We start from the raw sequence: 23,518 nt of genomic DNA, 5'->3' as shown, positions 1-23,518 counted from the left end.
TATCCGGCAGTGGCCGGATAGGCTTTCCGAAAACTCGCAAGCATTTTTTACCAGGGATAGCGCAGCCGGCAGGGCTTGTGCACGTTCGAAAACCAGAGGTTTTAAAATTGAGCGATGCAATTGCGGACGTTCTGAGCTGGCTTGAAAGCAGAAGCGACATACAGAGCCTGAGGGCGGCGGTGTGCGACCTCAACGGCGTCATGCGAGGAAAACGCATACCCGTGGAGCAGGCCCGTAAGGCGCTGGAAGGCAAGCTGCGCATGCCCTATTCGCTGATCGGGCTCGACATCTGGGGCGAGGACATCGAAGGCAACAGTCTGGTTTTCTCGACCGGCGATGCCGATGGCCTCTGCCAATGGACGGGACGCGGCATCCTGCCTGTGGACTGGACGGCGCATCCGACCGCGCTCGTTCCGCTCTGGCTCGCCGACGAAAGCGGCGCGCCCTATCTCGGCGATCCCCGGCGGGCGCTGGCCCGCATCCTCGACCGCTACAAGGCGCTCGGCCTGACCCCGGTCGCAGCGACGGAACTCGAATTCTATCTGGTCGATCCGCAGTCGCAGCGGCCGGTCGGGCCGGTATCACCGGTCACCGGGCGGCGCCTCGATTCCGACGCGGCGCTGTCGATCGACGAGATCGACGATTTCGAGGCCTTCATCCATGACGTCTACGAAGCCTGCAGGGCGCAAGGCATTCCCGTCGACACGGCGATTGCCGAAAACGGCGTCGGCCAGTTCGAGATCAATCTGAACCATGTCGCCGACGCGCTGCGGGCGGCCGACGACGCGGTGCTGTTCAAGCGCACCGTGAAGGGCATTGCCCGCAAGCACGGCTTTGCTGCTTGCTTCATGGCCAAGCCCTATGGCGACCGGGCCGGCAACGGCTTTCACGTCCATTTCAGCCTGGTCGACACCGAAGGCCGCAATGTGTTCGACGACCGCACCGACCAGGGCTCGGAAACCATGCGCCATGCGGTCGGCGGGTTGCTGGCGGCGATGGCCGAGAGCACGCTGGTGTTCGCGCCGCACTTCAATTCCTACCGCAGGCTTCGCCCACGCTCCTATGCGCCGACCGCGGTCGCTTGGGGTTACGAGAACCGCATGGTCGCGATCCGCATTCCCGGCGGCCCGACCGGGGCGCGCCGCATAGAGCATCGCGTGTCGGGAGCGGACGCCAATCCCTATCTGGTGCTTGCCGCCATACTGGGCGCGGCACTGATCGGCATCGAAAGGCAGCTGTCGCCTGGCGAGCCGACCGGGAGCGACGGACAAGGCGCGGCACCCGCCAAGCTGCCGCCGGACTGGGCCTCCGCCATCGCCACCTTCGAAAGCGGCACGCATGTGGCGGAGATTTTCCCGGCGATCCTGCGCGACTCCTTCGTCGCCTGCAAACGCCAGGAGTTGAATACGTTTGCTCTCAACGTCAGCGATTTCGAGATCGAGACCTATCTCGAAAGCGTTTAGACGCTGGACGCTAGACCCGGACAAACAAGTTCCTATTATGCAGCTGATGGGGATACTTAAACCGCGACAGAAACCCAAGAAGGTTTATCCGAATAGTGACAGCTTCGAGGAAGATGGTCGGCGCATTTACAGTGCTTATGCACCAGCATCCCCGCCTCGTCGCAAGAGATCAGCGCAACGCCTCCGTCTCGTGGCAATCATAGCCGTTTTTGCCGTCGCCGCCGTGGCGCCAGCTATCGTGCTTGCGTGGCGGCCAAACTAGCTACGAGGATCGCTCGGCCTTCAGCACCGATACCGCCGCTTCGCTGTTGTGGACATAGTCGTTGGCGTCCGGCTGCTTCTGCAGCAAAAGGATGAACAACAGATCGGTCAGGGTCAGCTGCGCATCGCGCGCGGTGATGGATGAGGAGCGCGCACGCTCCTCATCGGCGATGGTGTAGAGGCGGATGTCGGCGACCCGGCTCAGCGGATTGTCGTGTGGGCCGGTGACGGCGATCACCATGGTGCCGCGCTTGGCGGCGAGTTCGGCGATGCGCAAGGTTTCGATGCTGGCGCCGGAATAGGAGAGCGCGAACAGCACGTCGCCGGGCCCCAGCGTCGCGGCATTGGCCATCTGGATGTGGCTGTCGCTGTCATGCAGCACGTTGCGGCCGAGCTTCATCAGCTTGTAGGAGAAATCGCGTGCCACCAGCGAGGAGGCCCCGACGCCGACCAGATGGATGCGGCGCGCGCCATCCAGCAGTTCCAGCGTGCGGCCGATGATCCGCTCGGTGTTGGCGGCGACGGTCTGCTGCATCGACAGCAGCTTGCTGCCGATCAGTTTCTTCAGGATGACCGGATAGGTGTCGCCGACCTCGATCGAACCATGGATGACGCCGGCCGGCACCTGCCAATCCTGCGCCTTGGCCTCGCTGACGGCGAGTTTCAGCTCCTGATAGCTGGCATAGCCGAGTTTTTGGCTGAACTTGACGACGCTCGACTGGCTGCGGCCGATCTGGGCCGCAAGCGCTGCCGTCGACAGGCGCAGCATCTGGTCGGGATTGTCGACGATGTACTGGCCGATCTCGCGATCGCCGGGCGCCATGCCGTCGAGCTTCGCATGGATCTTCTTGAGAACGGACATGAACCCTCTGGAGCGCTTCGGTGCTCGGAGGAATAAAATATTCCAATTTCGATTGACAGCCAAGAACGCAGAATTAATTCTCGAACCGGCCAGCTTCGGGAATCGAATGGCTTTCCCGGAGAGGCCGGATCGCGGCCCGCGCTTTCGGCACAAAAGGGTTCAGCCATGGACAGATTGCGGATCGTCGGCGGACAAAGATTGGAAGGCGCGGTCACCATTTCCGGCGCCAAGAACGCCGCCTTGCCACAGATCGCGGCCGCCCTGCTCAGCCCCTACCCGCTCGAACTGACCAATTTGCCAGACGTAACCGACGTCGAGAACATGCTGGGCGTGGTGCGGCTTCACGGCGCCGACGTGACGCGATCGGCCCATGCCGCGACGATCGATACGAGTGCCGCCGTTTCGAAGGAAACGTCATATGACACGGTGCGCAAAATGCGCGCGACGGTGCTGGTGCTCGCGCCTTTGCTCGCCCGGTTCGGCCATGCCCGGGTTTCGCTGCCCGGCGGCTGCGCGATCGGCGCGCGGCCTGTCGATATGCATGTCTCCGCCCTCGCAGCACTCGGCGCCAAGATCGCCATCGAGAACGGCCTGATCGTCGCCTCGGCGCCGAACGGGCTGGCCGGGACGCGCATCGTGCTCAGTTCGCCGTCCGTCGGGGCAACGGAAACCGCCATGATGGCGGCGACCACGGCTAAAGGCGAAACCGAGATCCTCAACGCGGCGCGCGAGCCGGAAGTGGCCGATCTCGCCGCTTGCCTCAATGCCATGGGCGCGCGCATCGAGGGCGCCGGCACGCATCGCATCCTGATCGCCGGCGACACCGGCTGGCACACGGCCAGGCACGACATCATTCCGGACCGCATCGAGGCCGGCACCTACGCCATCGCCGCGGCCATCACCGGCGGCCAGCTTGAGCTGACGCATGCCCGGCTCGAGCACATGGCCTCGGTGGTGCAATTGCTGGAAGCCACCGGCGTCAGCGTCTGGCCCGGCGATCGCGGGCTCATCGTGTCGCGCGACCGGCCGCTCAAGGCCGCCGATCTCACGACGGAACCCTATCCGGGCTTTCCGACCGACCTGCAGGCGCAGTTCATGGCACTGATGTGCTGTGCCGAGGGTGCATCGCTGCTGCGCGAAACCATCTTCGAGAACCGCTTCATGCACGTGCCAGAACTGATGCGGCTTGGCGCCAACATCAAGCTGCAAGGCACGATGGCGCTGGTGCGCGGTGGCGAGAGGCTGCACGGCGCGCAGGTGATGGCCACCGATTTGCGCGCTTCGGTGTCGCTGGTGCTGGCCGCGCTGGTCAGCGAAGGCGAGACGATCATCAACCGCGTCTATCATCTCGATCGTGGCTACGAGCAGTTGGACCGCAAGCTGCGCCTTTGCGGCGCCGATATCGAGCGGCTGAGCACATGAGCGGCCCGGACTATTTTCTCGGCGTCGACGGCGGCGGCACCGGCTGCCGGGCCCGTATCGAAGATGTGGAAGGCAACGTGCTGGGACAAGGCCTGTCCGGCCCGGCGACGACGCGGCTCGGCATCGACGCGGCCTGGGCCTCCATTGCCAAAGCTTTTGGCGCGGCGACCGAGGAGGCTGGCTTTGGACCGACCGAGATCGCCCGGATCCACGCAGGCATCGGGCTTGCCGGTATCGGCCGGAAGGGCGCGCTGGAAGCGTTGCGGGCGATCGCGCACTCCTTTGCCAGCATCGATTTCGTCAGCGACGGCGTCGGCGCCTGCCTGGGCGCGCATTCCGGTCAGGACGGCGCCATCGTCATTGCCGGCACCGGCTCGATCGGTCTCGGCTTCGTCGAAGGGCGCGACCTGCGCGTCGGCGGCTACGGCTTTCCGATCTCCGATGAAGGCAGCGGCGCCGATCTTGGCCTGAAGGCGGTACAGCTGGCGTTGCGCGGCCATGACGGACGGCACGAGCGGACGGCGCTGCTGGCGGAGGTGATGCAGCGCTTCGAAGGCGACCCGATGGCAGCCGTCGCCTGGATGGACCGCGCCAGCGCCACGGACTACGCCGCGCTGGCGCCAATGGTGATGCGCCATGCCGACCAGGGCGATCCGGCAGGACGACGCATCGTGCAAAGTGCCGCCGAGCAAATCGACACGCTGGTGCGGGTGCTGTTCGAAAAAGGCGCGCCGCGCGTGACCTTGCTGGGCGGCCTCGCCAGCCCTCTCGAACCCTGGCTTTCGCCCGATGTCCGGCGCCGCCTGAAGCCTGCTGATGGCGACGCCGTGTCCGGCGCAATCATCCTTGCCAAGAGATCGCCCTGCCTAAGGCGGGCTTAATATCGATAGGAATAAAATATTCCAATCTCCTGTTGACGATACGAATATCCAATTCTAAAAAGTTAACAAAGAAAAACTGCGATGACGGACCCGAGGTCCGCACGCCCTGGCGTCCGTTGAGCCATGCGCGGCAGCAGAATTTTTGAAAGCACTGGAATGACCGAGCACGGGTTGATGTCTGAGCTGGACCTGCTGGTTTCCGAAGGCCGCAACCCGCGAACGATGGACATCGACCTGCTGCCGACCATCGACGTGCTGCGCAAGATCAATGACGAGGACAGGATTGTCCCGGCTGCAGTCGAGAAGGTGCTGCCGGAAATCGCCGCCGCCGTCGACCGCATCGTGCTTGCCTTCCAGAAAGGCGCGCGGCTGATCTATATCGGCGCCGGCACCAGCGGCCGGCTCGGCGTTCTCGATGCTTCGGAATGCCCGCCCACCTTCGGCGTGCCAGAGGACATGGTAGTCGGCCTGATCGCCGGCGGCCCGGACGCTTTGGTGCGGTCGACGGAAGGTGCTGAGGATGACCCGAAAATGGGCGCCAAGGCATTGCAGGAGATCGGGCTCACACCGGACGACGTCGTGGTGGGCATCGCGGTCAGTGGGCGCACGCCTTACGTCATCGGCGGACTGAACTATGCCAGGCAGGTCGGCGCCACCACGGTTGCCCTGTCCTGCAATCCTGCCTCGACCATCGCGGGCATCGCCGACATCGCGATCTCGCCGGTCGTCGGGCCCGAGGTACTCACCGGCTCGACCCGGCTGAAGTCGGGAACGGCGCAGAAGCTGGTGCTCAACATGCTGACCACGGCGTCGATGATCCGCATCGGCAAGAGCTACGAGAATCTGATGGTGGACCTCAACCCGTCCAACAAGAAGCTGGTCGCGAGAGCCATCAGGATCGTCATGCAGACCACCGGTTGCACGGCGCAACGTGCCAAACAGGTGCTCGCCCAGACCGGCAATGATGTGAAGCTGGCGATCCTCGTGGCGATCACCGGCTTCGATGTCGCGGCGGCGCGCGCGGCGCTCGGCAGAGCCGGAGGCTTCCTGCGAAAGGCAATCAGCGACAGGACGGCATGAAGCCGCACGGGACAAGACGGCGTGAAGCCGCATAGACTGGGCCGATACTCCAAAGCATGTGTGTCTTGGAAGCGGTCCTTAGAACTGCAAGGCATCAAGTTCAAATCATAATGGGAGACGAAAATGACAAGGCATCTCACAAGAACACTCCTGTCGGGCATTACGGTTGCCGCGATGCTCGGCGTGGCTGTGGTTTCAACACAGGCCGCAACGCTGCACATGGCCTGGTCGCAGGACGCCACCGGACTTGACCCGCACAAGCAGACGGCCTTTTCGTCGCTGCGGCTCCTGGAACTGATCTATGAGCCGCTGGTGCGGGTCGATGCCAGCCTGCAGATCATCCCTGCCATCGCCACCACGTGGGAATTTTCGAAAGATGGCAAGGAACTGACCTTCAAGCTCGATCCCAAGGCGAAATTCCAGGACGGCACGGCCGTCACCTCGGCCGACGTCAAGGCCTCGTTCGAGCGCATCCTCGACGAGAAGACGGGCGCGGCCGCTCGCGCCAATTTCCTGTCGATCGCCAGCATCGACACGCCCGATGCGGCAACCGTCGTGTTCCATTTGTCGCAGCCCGACGTGCCGATTCTGACGGCGATGAGCGATGTCAACGCGGCGATCGTCCCGGCGGCCGAAATCAAGGCCGGCTCCATCGGCACCAAGGCGGTTGGTTCAGGTCCGTTCAAGCTCGACAAATGGGACCCCAACGCCAAGGAGGTGCTCAGCGCCAACAAGGATTGGGCCGGCGGCGCCACCGGCGTCGACGGCATCGAGATCAGCGTGCTGCCCGACGAAGCGGCGATCCTGGCGGCCATGCGCACCAAGCAGATCGATTTCGCCCTGCTCAACGACCCGCTGGTCGCCACACTGGTGCCGAAGGAGGCCAGCCTGCAGCTGAACCGCGTGCCGGTGCTCGCCTACCACGTGCTACAGCTCAACCCGTCGCGCAAGCCGATGACCGAGCTCAAGGTGCGCCAGGCGATCTCCTGCGCCATCGACCGCCAGGAGGTGCTGGACACCGCTTCGCTCGGCGAAGGTAAGGTCACCGGACCGCTGACCATCCCGGCGCTCGCCACCGATCCGACCCAGCTGTTCTGCTATAAGCGCGATGTCGAGAAGGCCAAGAAGCTGATGGCAGAAGCCGGCTTTGCCGACGGCTTTTCGGCGACCGTGATCGGCGCCACCGGCGAGCCGCCGACGGCGGCGGCGGAAGCCCAGGTCATCCAGTCGCAGCTCGCCGAAATCGGCGTCAAGCTCGACATCAAGATGATGGAGCTCAACGTCTATGTCGACGCCTGGCTGAAGGGCGATTTCGACATGGCGATCGCGCTCAATGGCGGCCGCGCCGACCCCTACACCATGTATAACCGCTACTGGACCAAGGCAGGCAATCTGCAGAAGGTGGCCAACTACATCGACGACACGCTGGACAGCCAGATGCAGCAGGGCCGCGCCGAGACCGACCCGGCCAAACGCAAGGCGATCTTCGCCGAATTCGAGAAGCACCTCGCCGAGATGTCGCCGTGGATCTGGCTCTACACCTCCTACAGCTACACGGCCCAGCAGAAGAACATCGCCGGCTTCGTGCCGACGCCGACCGGCACGCTGTTCAGCCTGAGCAAGGTTACCATCCAGCAGTAGCCCGGTCAGGCCCTAGAGTCGGATGATTTCAGGTCGAATCGACCTGAAATCTGAATCCTCCTCTAGATCAAAAGATAGAGCATGATGTCGTCCGAAAACCGCTTCACACTTTTCGGCATCATGCTCTAGACGAGAGGACTTCTTCGCGTGAACTATCTGATGCGACGACTGGCGACGTTTCCTCTCGTCCTGCTTGGCGTGTCCATCCTGGTCTTCGTCGCGATCCGGATGGTGCCGGGCGATTCGATCACAGCGATGCTGGGCACCGAGGCCGGCCTGCTGACGCCGGCACAGCGGGATTCGCTCGCCGCCTATTTCGGCATCGACCAGCCCTGGTTCGTCCAGTACTTGCGTTGGATCGGCGGTATCCTGCAGGGCAATTTCGGCATCTCGGTCACCTATGGACGGCCGGTGCTCGACGTCATCCTCGAACGCTTCCCGCTAACGCTGGAGCTGGCCCTGCTGTCGATGATCATCGCGCTTGCCGTCGGCATGCCGGCTGGCATCTATGCCGCCACGCACAATGAAAAACCGTCGGATCTCGGGGTGCGCATCGTCGCCATGATCGGCCAGTCGACGCCGAGCTTCGTGCTTGGCCTCTTGATCATCTACACGCTGTCGGCCGGCTTCGGCGTGCTGCCGGCGATGGGCGAATTCGCGCCGCTCTGGCAGGATCCCTTGCGCAATCTCGGCCAGATGATCCTGCCCGCCATCACGCTCGGCTTCGCCTTCGCCGCGTCGATCACACGCATATCGCGTTCGGCGATGCTCGACGTGCTGAGCGACGACTATGTGCGCACCGCGCGCAGCAAGGGCGCGTCGGCGCGCAGCGTCATCTGGCGCCATGCCTTGCCCAATGCGCTGATCCCGGTGGTGACGCTGAGCGGCATCGAATTCGGCTATCTCCTGGGCGGCGCCGTCATCGTCGAGCAGATCTATGCCTTGCCCGGCCTCGGACGCATGGTGCTCGACGCCATCCTGCAGCGCGACTACGCGCTGGTTCAAGGAGCCGTGCTGTTCATCGCCTTCAACTTCATGATCGTCAATCTCCTGGTCGACCTTGCCTATGTCGGGCTCGATCCGCGCATCCGGCTGGGAGAGGCCTGATGCGCATCCTGCGCGCCATCTTCGGCCATGGCAGCGGCCGCATCGGCGGTATCATCGTCGTCGTCTATTTGCTGATCGCCATCCTTGGCCTGTTCGGGCTGACGCCCCACAATCCGATCACGCAGTTCCGCGTCGACCGGCTGCACGCACCCAATGGCGCCTACTGGATGGGCACCGACTTGTTCGGCCGCGACGTGGCCAGCCGGCTGATGGCCGGCATCGGCCAATCCTTCACCGTCGCCTTCTTCTCGGTAGCCTTCGCGACCCTGGCCGGCACCGTGCTGGGGCTGGCGGCGGCCTGGCTCGGACGCCGCTGGGATGGCGTGGTGATGCGCATCATGGATGTGCTTTTGGCTTTCCCGGCGATCCTTCTGGCATTGCTCATTGTCACCGTCGCCGGGCCAGGCACATGGACCAGCGTGGTGGCGATCGGCATCGTCTATACGCCGATCTTCACGCGCGTGGTGCGCGGCCCTGCCCTTTCGCTGAAGGCACGCGAATTCGTCGACGCCGCGCGCACCTTCGGCAGCAGCTCGAGTTACATCGTCACGCGTCATCTGCTGCTCAACCTGGTAGCGCCGCTGACCGTGCAGGTGACGCTGGCCCTGGCCTGGGCGCTGCTGACGGAAGCAGGTTTGAGCTTCCTTGGGCTCGGCACACAGCCGCCCGCCGCCTCGCTCGGGCTGATGCTGAGCGACAGCCGCAATCTGATGGAGACCGCGCCCTGGCTGATGATCTTTCCAGGCCTGACCATCATGATCAGCATCCTCGGTTTCAACCTTCTGGGTGACGCCTTGCGCGATATCCTCGACCCCAGGATGCGGAGGGCGACGGCATGAGCCCGCTGCTGTCTGTTCGCGATCTGCGCGTCGGCTTCGGCCGCAATCCGCACGCCAACGAGGTGGTGCGTGGCGTCAGCTTCGACCTCGCCGACGGCGAAACACTGGCTATCGTCGGCGAAAGCGGCTCCGGCAAATCCGTCACCGCCCTGTCGATCAACCGGCTGATCGATTTCGGCGGCGGCCGCATCACCGGCGGCGCGATGAAGCTGAAGCGAGCCGATGGCGGCATCTTCGACCTGATAACTGCTATCGAACCACAACTGACCGGCATTCGCGGCGCCGAGATCGGCATGATCTTCCAGGAGCCGATGACCTCGCTCAATCCGGTGCTGACCATCGGCACGCAGATCGAGGAATCGTTTCGGCTGCATCGCGGCCTGACCGGCAGGCAGGCCATGGCCGCAGCCAAGGATGCGCTCGACCGCGTGCGCATTCCCGATGCCGCGCGACGGCTGAAATACACGCCCAACCAGCTGTCGGGCGGCATGCTGCAAAGGGTGATGATCGCCATCGCGCTCGCCTGCAATCCGCGCCTGCTGATCGCCGACGAGCCGACCACCGCGCTCGACGTCACCGTGCAGGCGCAGATCATGGCGCTGCTGGCCGAGTTGAAGCGCGAGACCGGCATGTCTGTCATCTTCATCACCCACGATATCGGCCTGGTTGCCGGCATCGCCGACAAGGTGATGGTGATGCAGAACGGGCAGGCCGTGGAGCAAGGCGAGCTGAACCAGATCCTCGACAGGGCACGGCACCCCTACACCCAGCATCTGCTGCAGGACGTGCCGCATTTCGCCAGGGGAAGCGCGACCCGCGCGGACGGCCAGCGCGACAAGGGTGAAAACACAAAGCCGGCCTTGAAGGTCGACGGACTGGTGGTGCGGTTTCCCCTCAAGAGCAATTTCTTCAGCCGCGCCACCGGCGCGGTGCACGCCGTCGACGGCGTCGATTTCGACCTGATGCCAGGCGAGACGCTGGCCATCGTCGGCGAAAGCGGTTCGGGCAAATCGACCACCGCCAAGGCGGTGCTCGGTCTGGTGCGCTCGACGCGCGGCAGCTTCTCGGTCGGCGCTCGAAAGGCTTCGGCCGAGCGCAGTGCCAAGCCTGTGCAGATGGTGTTCCAGAATCCCTATGCCTCGCTCAATCCGAGGCTGACCATCGAGAGCATCCTGGCCGAGCCGGTGATCGCAAACGGCGGCCGGGTGAATGCAGAAACACGCGCCAGGATGGCGAGCCTGCTGGAACGCGTCGGCTTGCCTAGGAATAGCCTGCAGCGCTATCCGCATGAATTCTCCGGCGGCCAGCGGCAAAGGCTGTGCATCGCCCGTGCGCTGATGCTCAACCCGTCCGTGGTCGTTCTCGATGAGGCCGTGTCGGCGCTGGACGTCTCGGTGCAGGCCAAGGTGCTGGAGCTGCTGGTCGAACTGCAGCGCGAATTCGGGCTGGCTTATCTCTTCATCTCGCACGACATGGCGGTGGTCGAGCGGATCGCGCACCGGATCGCCGTCATCTATGCCGGCCAGATCGTCGAGATCGGCGATGCGGCCTCGGTGCTGTCGAAACCGAAGCACTCCTATACGAAGAAACTGATCGCGGCGGTTCCGACCATCGACCGGCGGCGCGAGCATTTCGAGATCGACACACGCCAGGTTCCCTCGCTCGTGCGCCCGCAGGGGTTCGAGCCGGCTCCGGCGCAATGGGAGCAGTTCGGGCCGGACCATCGAGCGAGGGTTGAGGCGTGACTTCAGTCCTCAAGACATTTCCGGACTTGGCGGGACAGCGCCCCCCTCTGCCCTGCCGGGCATCTCCCCCACATGGGGGGAGATCGGATGTCGCCGTGGCTTTCGTGGGGGGTGAGAAGTGGTCCGCGCAGCGGACGGAAAGCCAATTGCTTGGCTTTCCGAACGACGAACGCCCGGAGCGACAGCGAAGGGCCGGAGCCGGCAGGACAGAGGGGGGCGCGAAGGATCTCGGCCTCTCCAATGGAGGTCGACATTGAGCGACCTCGTCCAGTTGTTCGACCGCGCTTTCCAACCACTCGCAACAGCGGTGTCCACCAAGCGCATTCCCGGCGGCGTGCTCGGCATTGTCGACAGCAATGGCCGCCGCATCGTCAGGGCAATCGGCTCGGCGCAACTCGTGCCCGAGCAGCGTCCAATGACCGTCGAAACCTGGTTCGACCTGGCATCACTAACCAAGGTCATCTTCACCACTCCGCGCATACTGGCGCTGGCGGAAGACGGCGTCATCGATCTCGACGCGCCACTGATCTCGGTTCTGCCCGACCTTCGCCAGTACGATCAACAGGCCTGGGAGCGGAAGGTGACGTTTCGCCAGTGCCTCGGCCACCAGACGCCGTTTCCGGCCGTCGAGCCGATCTACACTTACGGACGCGATCCCGACCTGCTGCGTGCCTTTATCCTGCAGCGCGAATGGCGCGCCCGTGAACCCGTCTATTCCGACATCAATTTCATCCTGCTCGGCTTTGCCCTCGAGCGGCTGTCGGGCAAGACCATCCGCGACATGGATCCCGGCACTGGATTTGGCTGGTCAACCGAGCCGGATGCCGCCGCGGCGACAGAGGACTGCACCTGGCGTCATCGCGTGCTGTCCGGCGAGGTGCACGACGACAATTGCTCGGCGCTGCAAGGCGCCGGTCACGCCGGCCTGTTCGGGACAATCGCTTCGGTGCTGGATTTCGCGCAAGGGCTGCTGGACGGCAGCGGTGCCAGCGAACGGTCGATCGCGCTGATGCGCACACCCTTATCCGCCACCCGCACCCATGGATGGGAGCGCCCCTATGAAGGCTGGTCGGGCGGGAAGTTGTGCAACCCGGGAGCGATCGGCCACACCGGCTTTACCGGCACCGGACTGTGGATAGATTTCGACAGCGGCAAGGCGTGGACCTTGCTCACCAACCGGATCCATCCGACACGTCATTTCGACAGCGGAATCATCTCGCTGCGGCAGACGGTCGGCGATCTCGTCAACGGACTTTGGGAGCTAGATGATGGAACCAATCTGGGCCGTCGGCCTGATGACCGGCACGGTGCTTGACGGCAACATCGACGTGGCGCTGATCAAGACCGATGGCGAGAGCATCGACGATTTCGGCACCTACCGGCTGATGCCCTATCCCCCGTCGATCCGCTCGCTGCTGGAAGAGACGCTGACGGCGGCGCGGGCCTGGAATTTTGTCGGGCCGGAACCGGCGATCTTCCGCACGGCCGAGGAAGCGCTGACGCGTGCCCAGTCGGCCGCGGTCAGGGAATTGGTCGAGGGCTATGGCATGACGATGGCCGATATCGGCGTCGTCGGCTTTCACGGCCAGACGGTGCTGCATCGCGCGCCGCAGGTCGGACGGCTCGGCCAGACCCGACAACTGGGTGACGGCGAGCTGATGCATGCCCTGTTGGGCACCAAGGTCGCCTATGATTTCCGCTCGGCCGACATGCGCGCCGGCGGGCAAGGCGCGCCCCTGGCCGCCGCCTATCATACCGCGCTGATGCGCAGCGCCGGCGCCAGCGGCGAGGTGGCCGTGCTCAATCTCGGCGGCGTCGCCAACATCACCTGGTGGGATGGGGCCGACAATGTCGTTGCCTTCGACACCGGCCCCGCCAATGCGCCGCTCAATGATTTCATCAAGTCGAGGGGGCTCGGCGACATGGATCGCGACGGCGCGCTTGGCCGCGCGGGAACCGTCGACGAGGCAAGGCTCGCCATGCTGTTGCAGCATCCTTATCTCACCAAGCCCTACCCCAAATCGCTCGACCGTTTCGATTTCGGCGCGGCCATGGCCGACGGCCTCAATATCGAGGATGGCGCGGCCCTGCTCACTGCTTTCACCGCCGGCGCCGTCGGCAAGGCGCTCGACCTGTTGCCCATCCGGCCTAGGAAATTGGTGGTCAGCGGCGGCGGCCGGCACAACCCGACGATGATGGCCATGCTCGCCAGCCGCGCCGGCGTCGAGGTGGTGCAGGCCGAAAGGCTCGGCTGGAGCGGCGATGCGGTGGAGGCCGAGTGTTTTGCCTTCCTGGCGGTGCGCGTGCTGCGCGGCCTGCCGATCAGTTTTCCTAGCACCACCGGCGCGCCGCAGCCGATGCGCGGCGGAAAGCTTGCCGGCTAAACCAGCTTCTTCTGCAGGAAGATGCGGCTGCGGCCGACCGGGAAATCGGCCAGCGTTCCGAACGGCTGATAGCCCTGGCGCTGGTAGACCTTGGCGGCGTTTGGATTGAAGGTGTCGATCCAGGCGTTGTTGCAGCCGCGCGCCACGGCTTCCTGTTCGGCCGCGTCCAGCATTTTGCCGGCCATTTGCTGGCCGCGCAGCCTTTCATCGACCCACAGCCATTGCACGTAGAGCCAGCCCCAGGCGGTGTAACCCGAAATGCCGGCGACGACCGCGCCAGTCTCGTCGCGCACGAACACAGCGAGCGCCTTTCTTTCGGACGCGCCGACATCGCCGTCATTGAACGACGTCAGCCGTTCGGCGAGAAAGGCAAGGTCTTCCGGCAAGGGGTTTGCCGTTGTTTCGACTGTCGTGTTCATGGCTCTTTCCGGAAAGCTCGGCTGGCTGGAATGAAGGGTTGCGGGCGTAAGGCTCTCGGGCAATTTCTATGTCTGTACCCGAACAGGGTGCGGATCGCCGCCATTGCGGAATTCGGATGCGGCAATGCCATAGCGCTTGAGCTTGTCGTAAAACGTCTTGCGCGGCACGCCGAGCGCGTCGATGGCGCCGCGCACATCGCCGCCATGCTCGCGCAGCGCATCGCGGATGAGCCGCGCCTCGTAGTGGCCCACGCGTTCGGGCAACGGGGCCGCTGGCTCCGCCGATTGCGGGGAAACCGCTTTCGTCTCGTCGTCAGGCCCAAGACCAAGCGTGACGCGATCGGCGAAATGGGCGAGTTCTCGCACATTGCCCGGCCAGACATGCGACTGGAGATGATCGCTGACTGCGGCGTTGACCTTGGCGACCGGCCGGCCGAACCGTTCGGCCGCCTTGCCGAGGAAATGCCCGAACAGCATCGGGATGTCGCCGCGCCGCTCGCGCAGAGGCGGGATGCGCAGCGTCACCACGTTGAGGCGGAAATAGAGGTCCTCGCGGAAATCGCCGCGCTGGTCAGGCCGGCCGAGATCGACCTTGGTCGCCGCCACGACCCTCAGATCGAGGCGCCGCGTCTCGTTCGAGCCAAGCGGCGTGAGGCTGCGCGTCTCCAGCACCCGCAGCAGCTTGACCTGCAGGGCCGGCGGCATGGATTCGATCTCGTCGAGGAACAACGTGCCGCCGCTGGAATGTTCGACGCGGCCGATCCGCCGTCGCTGCGCGCCGGTGAACGCACCGGCCTCGTGGCCGAACAGCTCGCTTTCGATGACGGTCTCGGGCAGCGCGCCGCAATTCAGCGCCACGAAGGGCTTGGAACGCCGCCGGCCCCAGCGGTGCAAGAGGTCGGCCACCACTTCCTTGCCGGTTCCTGTCTCCCCTTCCACCAGCACGTCGACATCCATATCGGCGATCTGGCGCAAGGTTTCGCGCAGCCGCCGGATGGCGGGCGCCTCGCCGATCAGCGGCAGGCCGTCGGCAGCTAGTGCGGCGGCTTGGCGCAGCCGCCGGTTCTCCATCACCAGCCCCCGCTTCTCTGAGGCCCGTCTCAGCGCCTCGACAAGGCGGTCTCCGGCGTAGGGCTTTGGAATGAAATCGTAGACACCGTCCTTGAGTGCGGCGACAGCAAGATCGACATCGCCATGCCCGGTGACGAGGATCACCGGTATGTCCGGGTCGATCGCCTTGATGCGGTCGAACAGCTGCAGGCCGTTCATGCCCGGCATGCGGATGTCGCTGACGACCACGCCATCGAAGTCCCTGTCGACGACGGCAAGTGCGGCCTCGGCGGCCTCAAGCGCAACCACGGTGAAACCGGCGAGCTCGAGCAATTGCGTAGTGGCATGAAGTAGGTCCGCATCGTCCTCGACGAGCGCCACCCGCCCTGATCCCTCATTCATTCAATTCGCCTCAAATCGATGGTGAAGGATGCGCCCTTGGCGCTGTCGGAATCGAGCCGCAGCGTGCCGCCCAATTCCTGGGCGATCTCCTGCGAGATCACCAGCCCGAGGCCGAGCCCTTTCTCCTTGGTGGTCTGGAACGGCATGAACAGATTGCCGGCCGCTTCCGGCCCGAGGCCGGGACCGTTGTCGCGCACCGAAATCAGCACTCGGTCGTCGCGCTCGGCGAGGTCAATGTCGATGCGGGGATCGGGCTGGTCCTTCATGGCGTCGAGCGCGTTCTGCAAGAGGTTGACGAGGATCTGCTCCAGCCGGATGCGGCTTGCCATCACAATCGGTGATGGGTTGCCTTGCGGCTTGACGATGGTGACACCGGAATCGCGAATGCGGCCGGAGAGCAGCGACAGCGCGCCGTCGATCGCCTCGCGCACCGGCAGTGGCGACGCGGCGACACCGGGCCGGCGCGCGAAGGTGCGCAGCGTATTGGTGATGGCGCCGATGCGTTCGGTCATCGAGACGATCGAGGTCAGATTGCCGCTCGCCGGTTCGGTCTTGCCGCTTTCGAGAAAGCGGCCGGCATTCTCGGCATAGGTGCGGATCGCGGCGACCGGCTGGTTGATCTCGTGCGCCACGCCGGCAGCGATCTGGCCAAGGATGGAGAGCCTGTTGGCCTGGGCAAGATCGTCGCGCAGCCGGCGGACCTTGGCCTCCGCATTTTCACGCTCGGCGATCTCGCCGGCGAGCGCGGCGTTGGAGCGCGTCAGCTCGGCCGTGCGTGTGCTGACCCGGCTTTCCAGCTCGGCATTCATGCGCGCCAGCGCCTCCTGCCGCAGACGGCGTGTGCGGCGGCGCCTCGTGAACACGTAGGCAAGCAGGCCGGTCAGCAGCAGCCCGAGCAGCGTCGTCAGCCGCGCCGTGTTGGCGGCGGACGAGAGAGCGGCATCCGCCGGTGTCAGCAGCCAAAGGCGCCAGCCGGGGACCGCGCCGGACAGGTCCTGCACCACCTCGACAAACTGGCGCGGCTTGCCGGGGCCGTCGATGGTCGCCAGGCCGTCACCGGCACCGCGCCGTATTGGCAGTGGTTCGAAGGCGGGATCGGTCAGCTGAAGCTGCTCACGGGCAGCGGCGGCATCTTGGGCGGAAAGCGGCGCCAGCGCATGAAACCGCCATTCGGGCTGGCTGGTGGCCAGCACGACGCCGCGTTCGTCGGTGACGAAAACGAGAAACCCGCTGGAGCGCCAATTGGCCTCGACACCGTCAAGCTCGACCTTCAGCACCGCTACGCCCAGCGGCGTGCCGTTGTCATCGACACGGCTCGAAAGATAGAGTCCCGGCCGGCCGCTGATCGTGCCAAGGCCGTATTGGCTGGCCGCGCCCTTCGCCATGGCCTCGTTGAAATAGTGGCGGAAATTATAGTCGATGCCGACAAAGCTCGTCGGCTCGCCGGCATTGCTGGCCGATATCGCGATGCCCGCCGTGTCGATGACGTAGATGGCGGACGCCGAGGCATCGCCGGCGATCGCCTTGAGCTTGTCGTTGAGGGCCGCTTCCTGCATCTTTCCGGCCCGGCGCAGCGCCCCGCGCACAGCATCATCGCGGGCCAATACCAAGGGAACCAGGCGCTGCTTTTCGATTTCGCCGGTCAGGGTTCCCGCCGCCAGCGGCAGGGCGGCGAGCGCGCCATCGCGCAGGTCATTGGTCGCCTGGCCGATGGCGATGCGCCCAGCGATCGCGATTGCGCCCGCCAGTATCGCAAGAGCAATGACAACAACAAGCCAGCGGCCATCGCGCAGCCGCGCCACCGCCTCGCGGAGCAAGTCGCCACCGGCCGCGGCGCGCCTATCCGTGCTTGCTTGCGACGTCTGCTCTCTCCTTTTTCTCGCGGCCTTGCCGTCACTCTAATGCGAAATTCCGCCCAGGCAAACGCCTCCTGTGCGGAAATCCGCACACGCCTCCACCGAAGGACGCCCGGAATCCCTGGATTTCGGGCTTCCCACGATCTGGCACAGCGCTTGCAAAACTCCTTGCCAGCGGCGGGCGACCGGAACGCCGCGATGGGAGAAGTCACGCAGGGCGGGTTCCGTCCATCCGGCCAGGGAGAGTTCGATGCACATCGCAGACCAATCGGGCGCGGCTGCCGCGCAGCGCAAGCCCCTCTATGCCCAACTCTACGTGCAGGTGCTGGTGGCGATCACCGTCGGCATCCTGCTCGGCCATTATTATCCGTCGATCGGCGAGAGCATGAAGCCGCTTGGCGACGCCTTCATCAAGCTGGTCAAGATGATCATCGCCCCGGTGATCTTCCTGACGGTGGCGACCGGCATTGCCGGCATGAGCGACCTGCAGAAGGTCGGCCGCGTCGCCGGCAAGGCGATGCTCTACTTCCTCACCTTCTCGACGCTGGCGCTGATCATCGGCCTCATCGTCGCCAATGTCGTGCAGCCCGGCGCCGGCTTCAACATCGACCCGACCACGCTCGATGCCTCGACCGTCAACACCTATGCCGCCAAGGCGCATGACCAGTCGGTCACCGGCTTCCTGATGAACATCATCCCCGGCACGATCGTCGGCGCCTTCGCCGATGGCGACATCTTGCAGGTGCTGTTCTTCTCGGTGCTGTTCGGCATCGCGCTGGCGCTGGTCGGCGACAAGGGCGCGCCGGTGCTCAACTTCCTGCAGGCGCTTATGGCGCCGATGTTCAAGCTGGTCAGCGTGTTGATGAAGGCCGCCCCCATCGGTGCGTTCGGCGCCATGGCCTTCACCATCGGCAAATACGGCATCGGCTCGGTCATCAACCTGGCCATGCTGGTCGGCACGTTCTACGCGACGTCTCTGCTTTTCGTGTTCGTCGTGCTGGGCGCGGTCTGCCGCTACAACGGCTTCTCCATCCTGTCGCTGCTGCGCTACATCAAGGAAGAGCTGCTCTTGGTGCTGGGCACCTCGTCGTCGGAAGCCGCCCTACCCTCGCTGATGGAGAAGATGGAGAAGGCCGGCGCCAAGCGCTCGGTGGTTGGCCTGGTCATCCCCACCGGCTATTCCTTCAACCTCGACGGCACCAACATCTACATGACGCTTGCGGCGCTGTTCATCGCGCAGGCGACGAACATCCATCTGTCGATGGGCGACCAGATCCTGCTGCTGCTGGTGGCGATGCTCTCGTCCAAGGGTGCCGCCGGTATCACCGGAGCCGGCTTCATCACGCTCGCCGCGACGCTTTCGGTGGTGCCTTCGGTGCCGGTCGCCGGCATGGCGCTTATCCTCGGCGTCGACCGCTTCATGTCGGAATGCCGGGCGCTGACCAACTTCATCGGCAATGCCGTCGCCACGCTGGTCGTCGCGCGTTGGGAAGGCGAACTCGACCAGGCAAAGCTGGCGAGAGCCCTGGCCGGCGCGGCCGACGACAGCCTGCCGGCGGATATCGTTCCCGCCGAGTAATTCGCGCGGTCGCACACCAAATGGCCGGAGGCATCGCGCCTCCGGCCATTTTGTTGCGTTGACGTGTCAGCCATTGAAGTCCGGAAACGTGCTTGGACCGACAGGCATGCGGGCCGCCAGGCTGCCATCATCGAACAGGACAAGGCTGGCGGCGCCGACCAGCCCGGCGTGGCGGCCGAGCTGGGCCTGGATGACCGGCACGTCGCGATAGGCGCGCATGGCGCGCTGGCGGATGGTCGCCTCGATGACCGGATGCATCAGGTCGAGGCCATTGGCGATGCCGCCGCCGACGACCAGCACGTCGGGCGAATAGAGATGCAGCAAATTGGTGAAGCCGATGCCCAGCCAGCGTGCCTCCTCCTCGAGCAAGGCCAAAGCGAGGTCGTCTTGCAGCCGCGCCGCCTCGACCACGTGGCGGCCGGTGACCTCAGCATTGGCCGATAGGCGGCGCAGCGTCGAGCCGTCAAAGGCTGATGTCGCCGCGTTGGCGCGCCGGCCAAGTGCCGTGCCCGAGGCGATGGCCTCGAAGCAGCCGACGACGCCGCACACGCAGCGCTCGCCCTCGTTGGTGATGGTCATATGGCCGATCTCGGCAGCCAGCCCACGGCGGCCGTGCAAGATGCGCCCGTCGGCAACGACACCACCACCAATGCCGGTCGAGACGGTGACGAAGACCAGCGAGCGCGCGCCATGGCCGGCACCGAAACGCCATTCCCCGAGTGCGGCCGCGTTGGCGTCATTTTCCAGCCGCACCGGCAGGCCGAGCCGGCGCTCGAGGATATCGGCCAGCGGAACATCCTGCCAGCCGGCGAGCGTCGGCGGCCCGACGGCGATGCCGGCCAGCGGGTCGAGCGGCCCCGGCGCGCCGACGCCGACGCCAATAATGGCGAGGCCCGGCGCCTCGGCATGCACGGTCGCGGCCAGCGCCTCGATCTGGCCGATCACCACGTCGGGTCCCGCCTGCGCCTGCGTCGGCACGGCGGCGAAGGCCAGGATCTTGCCGTCACGATCGACCAGCGCGGCACGAAGCTCGGTGCCACCAAGATCGATCGCGAGGGCGGCTTCTGTGCTCATGCCGCGACCTTCAGCCCATGCAGCCAGCCGATGCGGCCGGCGAGATCCTTGTCGCCGAAGGCGAGCGAACCGAGAACCACGGTCTCCGCACCGGCGGCACGCAGCAACGGCACGGTCTCGTGGCGGATGCCGCCATCAGCGGCAAGCACGACGGCGTCCTCGCGGCCGGCCTCCCGCAGGATGGCGCGGGCGGCGCCCAGCCTGTCGCATGCCTTTTCCGACAGGCTCTGGCCCTTCACGCCGATCGCGGTTCCCAGCAGCGTGACGAAGGCGACCTCGGAGACGAAGGGCTTCACTGCCTCGACCGGCGTCTCGAGCCGCAACACGACGCCCGTTTCGGCGCCGAGTTCGCGCGCCAGCCGCACGGCGCGCAATCCCGCCTCGCCGTTCTCGGCGTGGACGCTGATCATGTCGGCGCCGGCCTCGATGAACTGGCGCGTCTGCGTTTCGACGATTCCCGCATCGACCATCAGATGGACGTGGATGGGCTTGGCCGTCAGCCCGGCGATACGGGCGACAAGATCGGGAAAGAACAGGAAGGACGGTGCAAAATGGCCGTCCGCCACGTCGATGTGATGCAGATCGACATGGGGTTCGATGCGCCTGAGGTCGCTCTCGAAATTGGCGAGATTGGCCGACCAGAGCGAGAATTCAGCGATCAAGCGATCGCGCGGCAATGCGGCGATTGCCGCCGGGCCTGACAGGGGCTTTGAAGTCATGTTTGGTCCTGATTGTTGAAATGTCTGTCTAGAAAGCCGCCTATGGCGGCGCGGATTTCGGCGAAATGGCGATCCTTGTCGGCGGCTTTCGGCGTCACCTCGCCGAAGGCCGCATTGGGGATGGTCTCGGCAAGTTCGCGGGCGGTCGCAAGGGGATGGACGAGATCGGTGCCACTACCGATGACCAGCGTGGGGACTGCGAGGCCGGCGGCTGCCGCCCGCGTCACGCCAGGCCCATCATTGGCGATCGCTTGCATCACCTCGGCAAAGACGGCCGCATTCTCACGCGCGAAGAAGCCGAGCAGCGAGGCCAGATTGTCCGGCGCTTCACTGCGGAAGCGGGCCGATGTCGCGGCGGACGCGAAGGCGTCTCGCGCCTCAGCCAGCGGAAGCCGGCGGATGAGCTCCGCCACTTCCGTGTAAGGGCGCATGTTTTCGGGAGCCGCATCAAAGGCCCAGGCAGGGCGCACCAGCACCAAGCCAAGCACACGGTCCGGGTGTCGGCTCACGAGGTGAAGCCCGATCGCCGCGCCCATCGAGATGCCGCCGGCGACGAAGCGGTCAATCCCGGCCGCATCGGCGGCGGCCAGCACATCGTCGGCGAACATGGCGATCGAGAACGGACGCCTGCTGCCGGCACTGGAGGCGCCCTGCGCGCGGCATTCGACGGTCAGCCGGCGGTATGATGGTTGGTCAGGAAAATTCTGCGCCACCTGGGCGGCATCACCTCCGAGACCATGCTGGAAAACGACCGATAGCCCGCTCTGCCCCGTGTCGAAGACACGAAGCGCGGCATCGTCGCGCAGCAAATTCGTCGGCGTGGCGCCCATCAGAGCAGCCCCCGCAGGAAGGCGGCGACTTCAGGCGCCTCATCAGCGGACAGTCCGTGAGTGACGAGCCCGCCGTCGAAACCCACGGCCTTCAGCCGTGCGACGAAATCGGCGAAGTCAACGATGCCTTGCCCCGCCGTGGCGAAGCGGCCGTCACCATGCCGGTCCTTGGCATGCGCCATGGCGATGTGGCCGGCGGCCTCACCGATCGCGGCGGCGACGATAGCGCGCGCTTCGTCGGGCGTCGCGTGCTCGAACAGGTTGGCCGGATCGAGCACGATTTTCAGTCGCTTCGAGCGCATGTCGGCGATCAGGCGCGTCGCGTCCCTGGCCGAGGTGACGATGTTGGCCTGCTCGGGCTCGATGCCGAGATCGATGCCGGCATCCTCGGCCAGCACCAGCGCCTTGCCCATCTCGGCGGCCATGTCGAACCATGCGGAAGGCGTCGCATTTTCGGGATGATAGGCCCATTGATCGGCGATATTGCGCGAGCCGGTGCAGAGAGTGACCAGCGGGATGCCGAGGGATGCCGCCGTCTCGATGACAACGCCAAGACGCCGCAGGCCATCGTCGCGCACCGCCCTGTCGGGATGCGCCATGTTGTAGGTGCCTGACAATGCAGCGAGCGAAACCCCCGATGATTGCGCGGCAGCGCGGATGGAAGCGATGGCATCCGCCGGGACGGTATCCGGCATGGACGGCAGGCCGGCGCAGGCGAGATTGAATTGCGTCGTCTCGTATCCGGCCTGCTTCACCGCGGGCAGCACGGCGGCAGGATCAGTGCCCGGAAAAGTCTTGGCGAAGATGCCGAGGCGCATCAGACCGCACCCGAAACCGAGGCGAGTTCGACCCGCTCGCCTGATACAACAGAGCGGGCAATCGCCACCATGGCGCGGATCGAGGCGACGCCATCCTCGACATTGGCGCCGCGCATCGGCGCACCGCTCAGCACTGTATCGGCAAGACCTTCGAGTTGGCGGCGGAAGAAATGGCCGTCGGCGCCGAGCGGCTTGCGCGAGGTCGCATCCTTCTCATGAAAGATATCGACCTCGCTGGCGCGGAAGTACCAGGGGTTGAAGGTTTTCGCGATAACGGAACCGTTCTCGCCATAAAGCTGGAAGCCTTCATGCCAGTCCATGCGTACGGCGACGGTGAGGTCGAGATGGCCGAGCGCGCCATTGGCGAATTCGGTCTCGACGAACCAGCAATAGGCGCCGAAACGCTCGTTGAGACGGGCCCGCACGGCAGTGATCTCGCCGCAGAGGAAGCGCGCCGTGTCGACGAGATGCGAGCCATGCGCCAGCATGAAATATTGCCTGAGATCCGCCTTCGGATTGCCCGAAGGTTTCCTGGCCAGCCTGCTGGTGACGGGCAGCGGCTGCACGGCATCGGTGTTGGTGTAGCGGTGGGTGGAATCGCAATACCAGGCCTTCAGCGCCAGCACCTCGCCCATCTCGTCGCGGACGAAGTCGCGCGCCGCCTCCAGCGCCGGATCGAAGCGCTTCATGTGCCCGACCTGCAGCATCTTGCCCGAACGCTTCACCGCCGCCACCAGCGCCTCGCCCTCCTCCACCGAAGTGCCGATCGGTTTTTCGCAGAGAACATGCTTGCCGGCGTCGAGCGCCTTGATCGACATCGGCACGTGATAGGCGTCCGACGTCGCGACGATCACTGCCTCCAGCTCGGGATCGGCGAGCATGGCGTCATAGTCGGCATACATTTTTTGCGGCTCGTAGGTGGCGCCCATGCGGGCGAGCAGATCGGGAGCCGCGTCGCAGATGGCGTAGAGGTCGGCATTGCCGGCCTTGGCGCAGGATTCCAGATGCGCGAACTGCGCGATCGGGCCGCAGCCGAGCACACCGACTCTCAGGCGTCTGTCGTGTTTCTTGATCATCGTCTCGTTC

The 23,518-nt window shown here is 65.1% G+C and carries 20 protein-coding genes; 11 read left to right on the top strand and 9 right to left on the bottom strand.

All coding sequences use genetic code 11. The features are described 5' to 3' along the window. Positions 1-107 precede the first annotated feature (107 nt). On the top strand, positions 108-1,463 hold the full coding sequence (locus ACWGS8_RS16205; RefSeq protein ID WP_454581875.1) for a glutamine synthetase family protein: 1,356 nt from the start codon (positions 108-110) through the stop codon (positions 1,461-1,463). Positions 1,464-1,725: 262 nt separating this feature from the next. Here the strand turns inward: ACWGS8_RS16205 and ACWGS8_RS16200 are convergent, their stop codons facing one another. After that, the gene (locus ACWGS8_RS16200) at positions 1,726-2,586 is read right to left on the bottom strand and encodes a MurR/RpiR family transcriptional regulator (RefSeq protein WP_454581874.1); all 861 of its coding nucleotides are present in this window, start codon (positions 2,584-2,586) and stop codon (positions 1,726-1,728) included. A 165-nt stretch (positions 2,587-2,751) separates the two neighbouring features. Between ACWGS8_RS16200 and murA the strand changes: the two genes are divergently transcribed. From murA to ACWGS8_RS16155, 9 genes are all read left to right on the top strand, one after another. Continuing rightward, positions 2,752-4,008, top strand: a complete 1,257-nt coding sequence (gene murA, locus ACWGS8_RS16195) for a UDP-N-acetylglucosamine 1-carboxyvinyltransferase (RefSeq protein ID WP_454581873.1) — start codon at positions 2,752-2,754, stop codon at positions 4,006-4,008. Next, positions 4,005-4,889, top strand: a complete 885-nt coding sequence (locus tag ACWGS8_RS16190; RefSeq protein WP_454581872.1) for a BadF/BadG/BcrA/BcrD ATPase family protein — start codon at positions 4,005-4,007, stop codon at positions 4,887-4,889. Before murA ends, ACWGS8_RS16190 begins: the two co-directional genes overlap by 4 nt. 156 nt (positions 4,890-5,045) lie before the next feature. Continuing rightward, positions 5,046-5,969: an N-acetylmuramic acid 6-phosphate etherase gene (murQ, locus tag ACWGS8_RS16185; protein ID WP_454581871.1), complete on the top strand. Its 924-nt coding sequence runs from the start codon at positions 5,046-5,048 to the stop codon at positions 5,967-5,969. 123 nt (positions 5,970-6,092) lie between these two features. Beyond that, complete coding sequence (locus ACWGS8_RS16180) at positions 6,093-7,610, top strand: ABC transporter substrate-binding protein (protein WP_454581870.1); 1,518 nt, start codon at positions 6,093-6,095, stop codon at positions 7,608-7,610. Between the two features lie 147 nt (positions 7,611-7,757). Then, positions 7,758-8,717 carry an ABC transporter permease gene (locus tag ACWGS8_RS16175; RefSeq protein ID WP_454581869.1) on the top strand — a complete coding sequence of 320 codons (960 nt, stop codon included), beginning with the start codon at positions 7,758-7,760 and terminating at the stop codon, positions 8,715-8,717. Beyond that, positions 8,717-9,556 (top strand): ABC transporter permease, encoded by an 840-nt coding sequence (locus ACWGS8_RS16170; protein ID WP_454581868.1) that lies wholly within the window; start codon positions 8,717-8,719, stop codon positions 9,554-9,556. The genes ACWGS8_RS16175 and ACWGS8_RS16170 overlap by 1 nt, the downstream gene beginning before the upstream one ends. Continuing rightward, complete coding sequence (locus ACWGS8_RS16165; protein ID WP_454581867.1) at positions 9,553-11,301, top strand: ABC transporter ATP-binding protein; 1,749 nt, start codon at positions 9,553-9,555, stop codon at positions 11,299-11,301. The genes ACWGS8_RS16170 and ACWGS8_RS16165 overlap by 4 nt, the downstream gene beginning before the upstream one ends. 253 nt (positions 11,302-11,554) lie before the next feature. Then, on the top strand, positions 11,555-12,616 hold the full coding sequence (locus ACWGS8_RS16160; protein WP_454581866.1) for a serine hydrolase domain-containing protein: 1,062 nt from the start codon (positions 11,555-11,557) through the stop codon (positions 12,614-12,616). Continuing rightward, positions 12,570-13,685 (top strand): anhydro-N-acetylmuramic acid kinase, encoded by a 1,116-nt coding sequence (locus ACWGS8_RS16155; protein ID WP_454581865.1) that lies wholly within the window; start codon positions 12,570-12,572, stop codon positions 13,683-13,685. The genes ACWGS8_RS16160 and ACWGS8_RS16155 overlap by 47 nt, the downstream gene beginning before the upstream one ends. Here the strand turns inward: ACWGS8_RS16155 and ACWGS8_RS16150 are convergent. From ACWGS8_RS16150 to ACWGS8_RS16140, 3 genes are all read right to left on the bottom strand, one after another. After that, positions 13,682-14,104 (bottom strand): GNAT family N-acetyltransferase, encoded by a 423-nt coding sequence (locus ACWGS8_RS16150; RefSeq protein WP_454581864.1) that lies wholly within the window; start codon positions 14,102-14,104, stop codon positions 13,682-13,684. The genes ACWGS8_RS16155 and ACWGS8_RS16150 overlap by 4 nt on opposite strands. A gap of 66 nt (positions 14,105-14,170) precedes the next feature. Beyond that, positions 14,171-15,556 (bottom strand): sigma-54-dependent transcriptional regulator, encoded by a 1,386-nt coding sequence (locus tag ACWGS8_RS16145; RefSeq protein ID WP_454581863.1) that lies wholly within the window; start codon positions 15,554-15,556, stop codon positions 14,171-14,173. Then, positions 15,553-17,373 (bottom strand): sensor histidine kinase, encoded by a 1,821-nt coding sequence (locus ACWGS8_RS16140; RefSeq protein ID WP_454581862.1) that lies wholly within the window; start codon positions 17,371-17,373, stop codon positions 15,553-15,555. Before ACWGS8_RS16140 ends, ACWGS8_RS16145 begins: the two co-directional genes overlap by 4 nt. A gap of 289 nt (positions 17,374-17,662) precedes the next feature. Between ACWGS8_RS16140 and ACWGS8_RS16135 the strand changes: the two genes are divergently transcribed. Next, entirely contained in the window at positions 17,663-18,991 is a 1,329-nt protein-coding gene (locus ACWGS8_RS16135) for a dicarboxylate/amino acid:cation symporter (protein ID WP_454581861.1), read from the top strand. Positions 18,992-19,057: 66 nt separating this feature from the next. Here the strand turns inward: ACWGS8_RS16135 and ACWGS8_RS16130 are convergent, their stop codons facing one another. The 5 genes from ACWGS8_RS16130 to ACWGS8_RS16110 are packed head-to-tail and all read right to left on the bottom strand — an operon-like array spanning position 19,058 to position 23,508. Next, positions 19,058-20,065 carry an ROK family protein gene (locus ACWGS8_RS16130; RefSeq protein WP_454581860.1) on the bottom strand — a complete coding sequence of 336 codons (1,008 nt, stop codon included), beginning with the start codon at positions 20,063-20,065 and terminating at the stop codon, positions 19,058-19,060. Next, entirely contained in the window at positions 20,062-20,784 is a 723-nt protein-coding gene (locus ACWGS8_RS16125) for a ribulose-phosphate 3-epimerase (protein ID WP_454581859.1), read from the bottom strand. The genes ACWGS8_RS16130 and ACWGS8_RS16125 overlap by 4 nt, the downstream gene beginning before the upstream one ends. Then, positions 20,781-21,614 (bottom strand): alpha/beta fold hydrolase, encoded by an 834-nt coding sequence (locus ACWGS8_RS16120; RefSeq protein WP_454581858.1) that lies wholly within the window; start codon positions 21,612-21,614, stop codon positions 20,781-20,783. Before ACWGS8_RS16120 ends, ACWGS8_RS16125 begins: the two co-directional genes overlap by 4 nt. After that, positions 21,614-22,432 carry a sugar phosphate isomerase/epimerase family protein gene (locus ACWGS8_RS16115; RefSeq protein ID WP_454581857.1) on the bottom strand — a complete coding sequence of 273 codons (819 nt, stop codon included), beginning with the start codon at positions 22,430-22,432 and terminating at the stop codon, positions 21,614-21,616. The genes ACWGS8_RS16120 and ACWGS8_RS16115 overlap by 1 nt, the downstream gene beginning before the upstream one ends. Then, the gene (locus tag ACWGS8_RS16110; protein WP_454581856.1) at positions 22,432-23,508 is read right to left on the bottom strand and encodes a Gfo/Idh/MocA family protein; all 1,077 of its coding nucleotides are present in this window, start codon (positions 23,506-23,508) and stop codon (positions 22,432-22,434) included. Before ACWGS8_RS16110 ends, ACWGS8_RS16115 begins: the two co-directional genes overlap by 1 nt. Positions 23,509-23,518 lie beyond the last annotated feature (10 nt).

It is taken from the genome of Mesorhizobium sp. 43Arga (assembly GCF_053714255.1).
Note: the sequence above shows the minus strand (reverse complement) of the source record. Positions and strands in the feature narration are given on the sequence as shown.

Excerpts from the sequence above, each read along its gene's own strand:
- ACWGS8_RS16200 (WP_454581874.1), bottom strand. The coding sequence starts at position 2,586 with ATGTCCGTTCTCAAGAAGATCCATGCGAAGCTCGACGGCATGGCGCCC.
- murA (WP_454581873.1), top strand. The coding sequence starts at position 2,752 with ATGGACAGATTGCGGATCGTCGGCGGACAAAGATTGGAAGGCGCGGTC.
- ACWGS8_RS16190 (WP_454581872.1), top strand. The coding sequence starts at position 4,005 with ATGAGCGGCCCGGACTATTTTCTCGGCGTCGACGGCGGCGGCACCGGC.
- murQ (WP_454581871.1), top strand. The coding sequence starts at position 5,046 with ATGACCGAGCACGGGTTGATGTCTGAGCTGGACCTGCTGGTTTCCGAA.
- ACWGS8_RS16180 (WP_454581870.1), top strand. The coding sequence starts at position 6,093 with ATGACAAGGCATCTCACAAGAACACTCCTGTCGGGCATTACGGTTGCC.
- ACWGS8_RS16170 (WP_454581868.1), top strand. The coding sequence starts at position 8,717 with ATGCGCATCCTGCGCGCCATCTTCGGCCATGGCAGCGGCCGCATCGGC.
- ACWGS8_RS16165 (WP_454581867.1), top strand. The coding sequence starts at position 9,553 with ATGAGCCCGCTGCTGTCTGTTCGCGATCTGCGCGTCGGCTTCGGCCGC.
- ACWGS8_RS16155 (WP_454581865.1), top strand. The coding sequence starts at position 12,570 with ATGGAACCAATCTGGGCCGTCGGCCTGATGACCGGCACGGTGCTTGAC.
- ACWGS8_RS16150 (WP_454581864.1), bottom strand. The coding sequence starts at position 14,104 with ATGAACACGACAGTCGAAACAACGGCAAACCCCTTGCCGGAAGACCTT.
- ACWGS8_RS16145 (WP_454581863.1), bottom strand. The coding sequence starts at position 15,556 with ATGAATGAGGGATCAGGGCGGGTGGCGCTCGTCGAGGACGATGCGGAC.
- ACWGS8_RS16135 (WP_454581861.1), top strand. The coding sequence starts at position 17,663 with ATGCACATCGCAGACCAATCGGGCGCGGCTGCCGCGCAGCGCAAGCCC.
- ACWGS8_RS16130 (WP_454581860.1), bottom strand. The coding sequence starts at position 20,065 with ATGAGCACAGAAGCCGCCCTCGCGATCGATCTTGGTGGCACCGAGCTT.
- ACWGS8_RS16125 (WP_454581859.1), bottom strand. The coding sequence starts at position 20,784 with ATGACTTCAAAGCCCCTGTCAGGCCCGGCGGCAATCGCCGCATTGCCG.
- ACWGS8_RS16120 (WP_454581858.1), bottom strand. The coding sequence starts at position 21,614 with ATGGGCGCCACGCCGACGAATTTGCTGCGCGACGATGCCGCGCTTCGT.
- ACWGS8_RS16115 (WP_454581857.1), bottom strand. The coding sequence starts at position 22,432 with ATGCGCCTCGGCATCTTCGCCAAGACTTTTCCGGGCACTGATCCTGCC.
- ACWGS8_RS16110 (WP_454581856.1), bottom strand. The coding sequence starts at position 23,508 with ATGATCAAGAAACACGACAGACGCCTGAGAGTCGGTGTGCTCGGCTGC.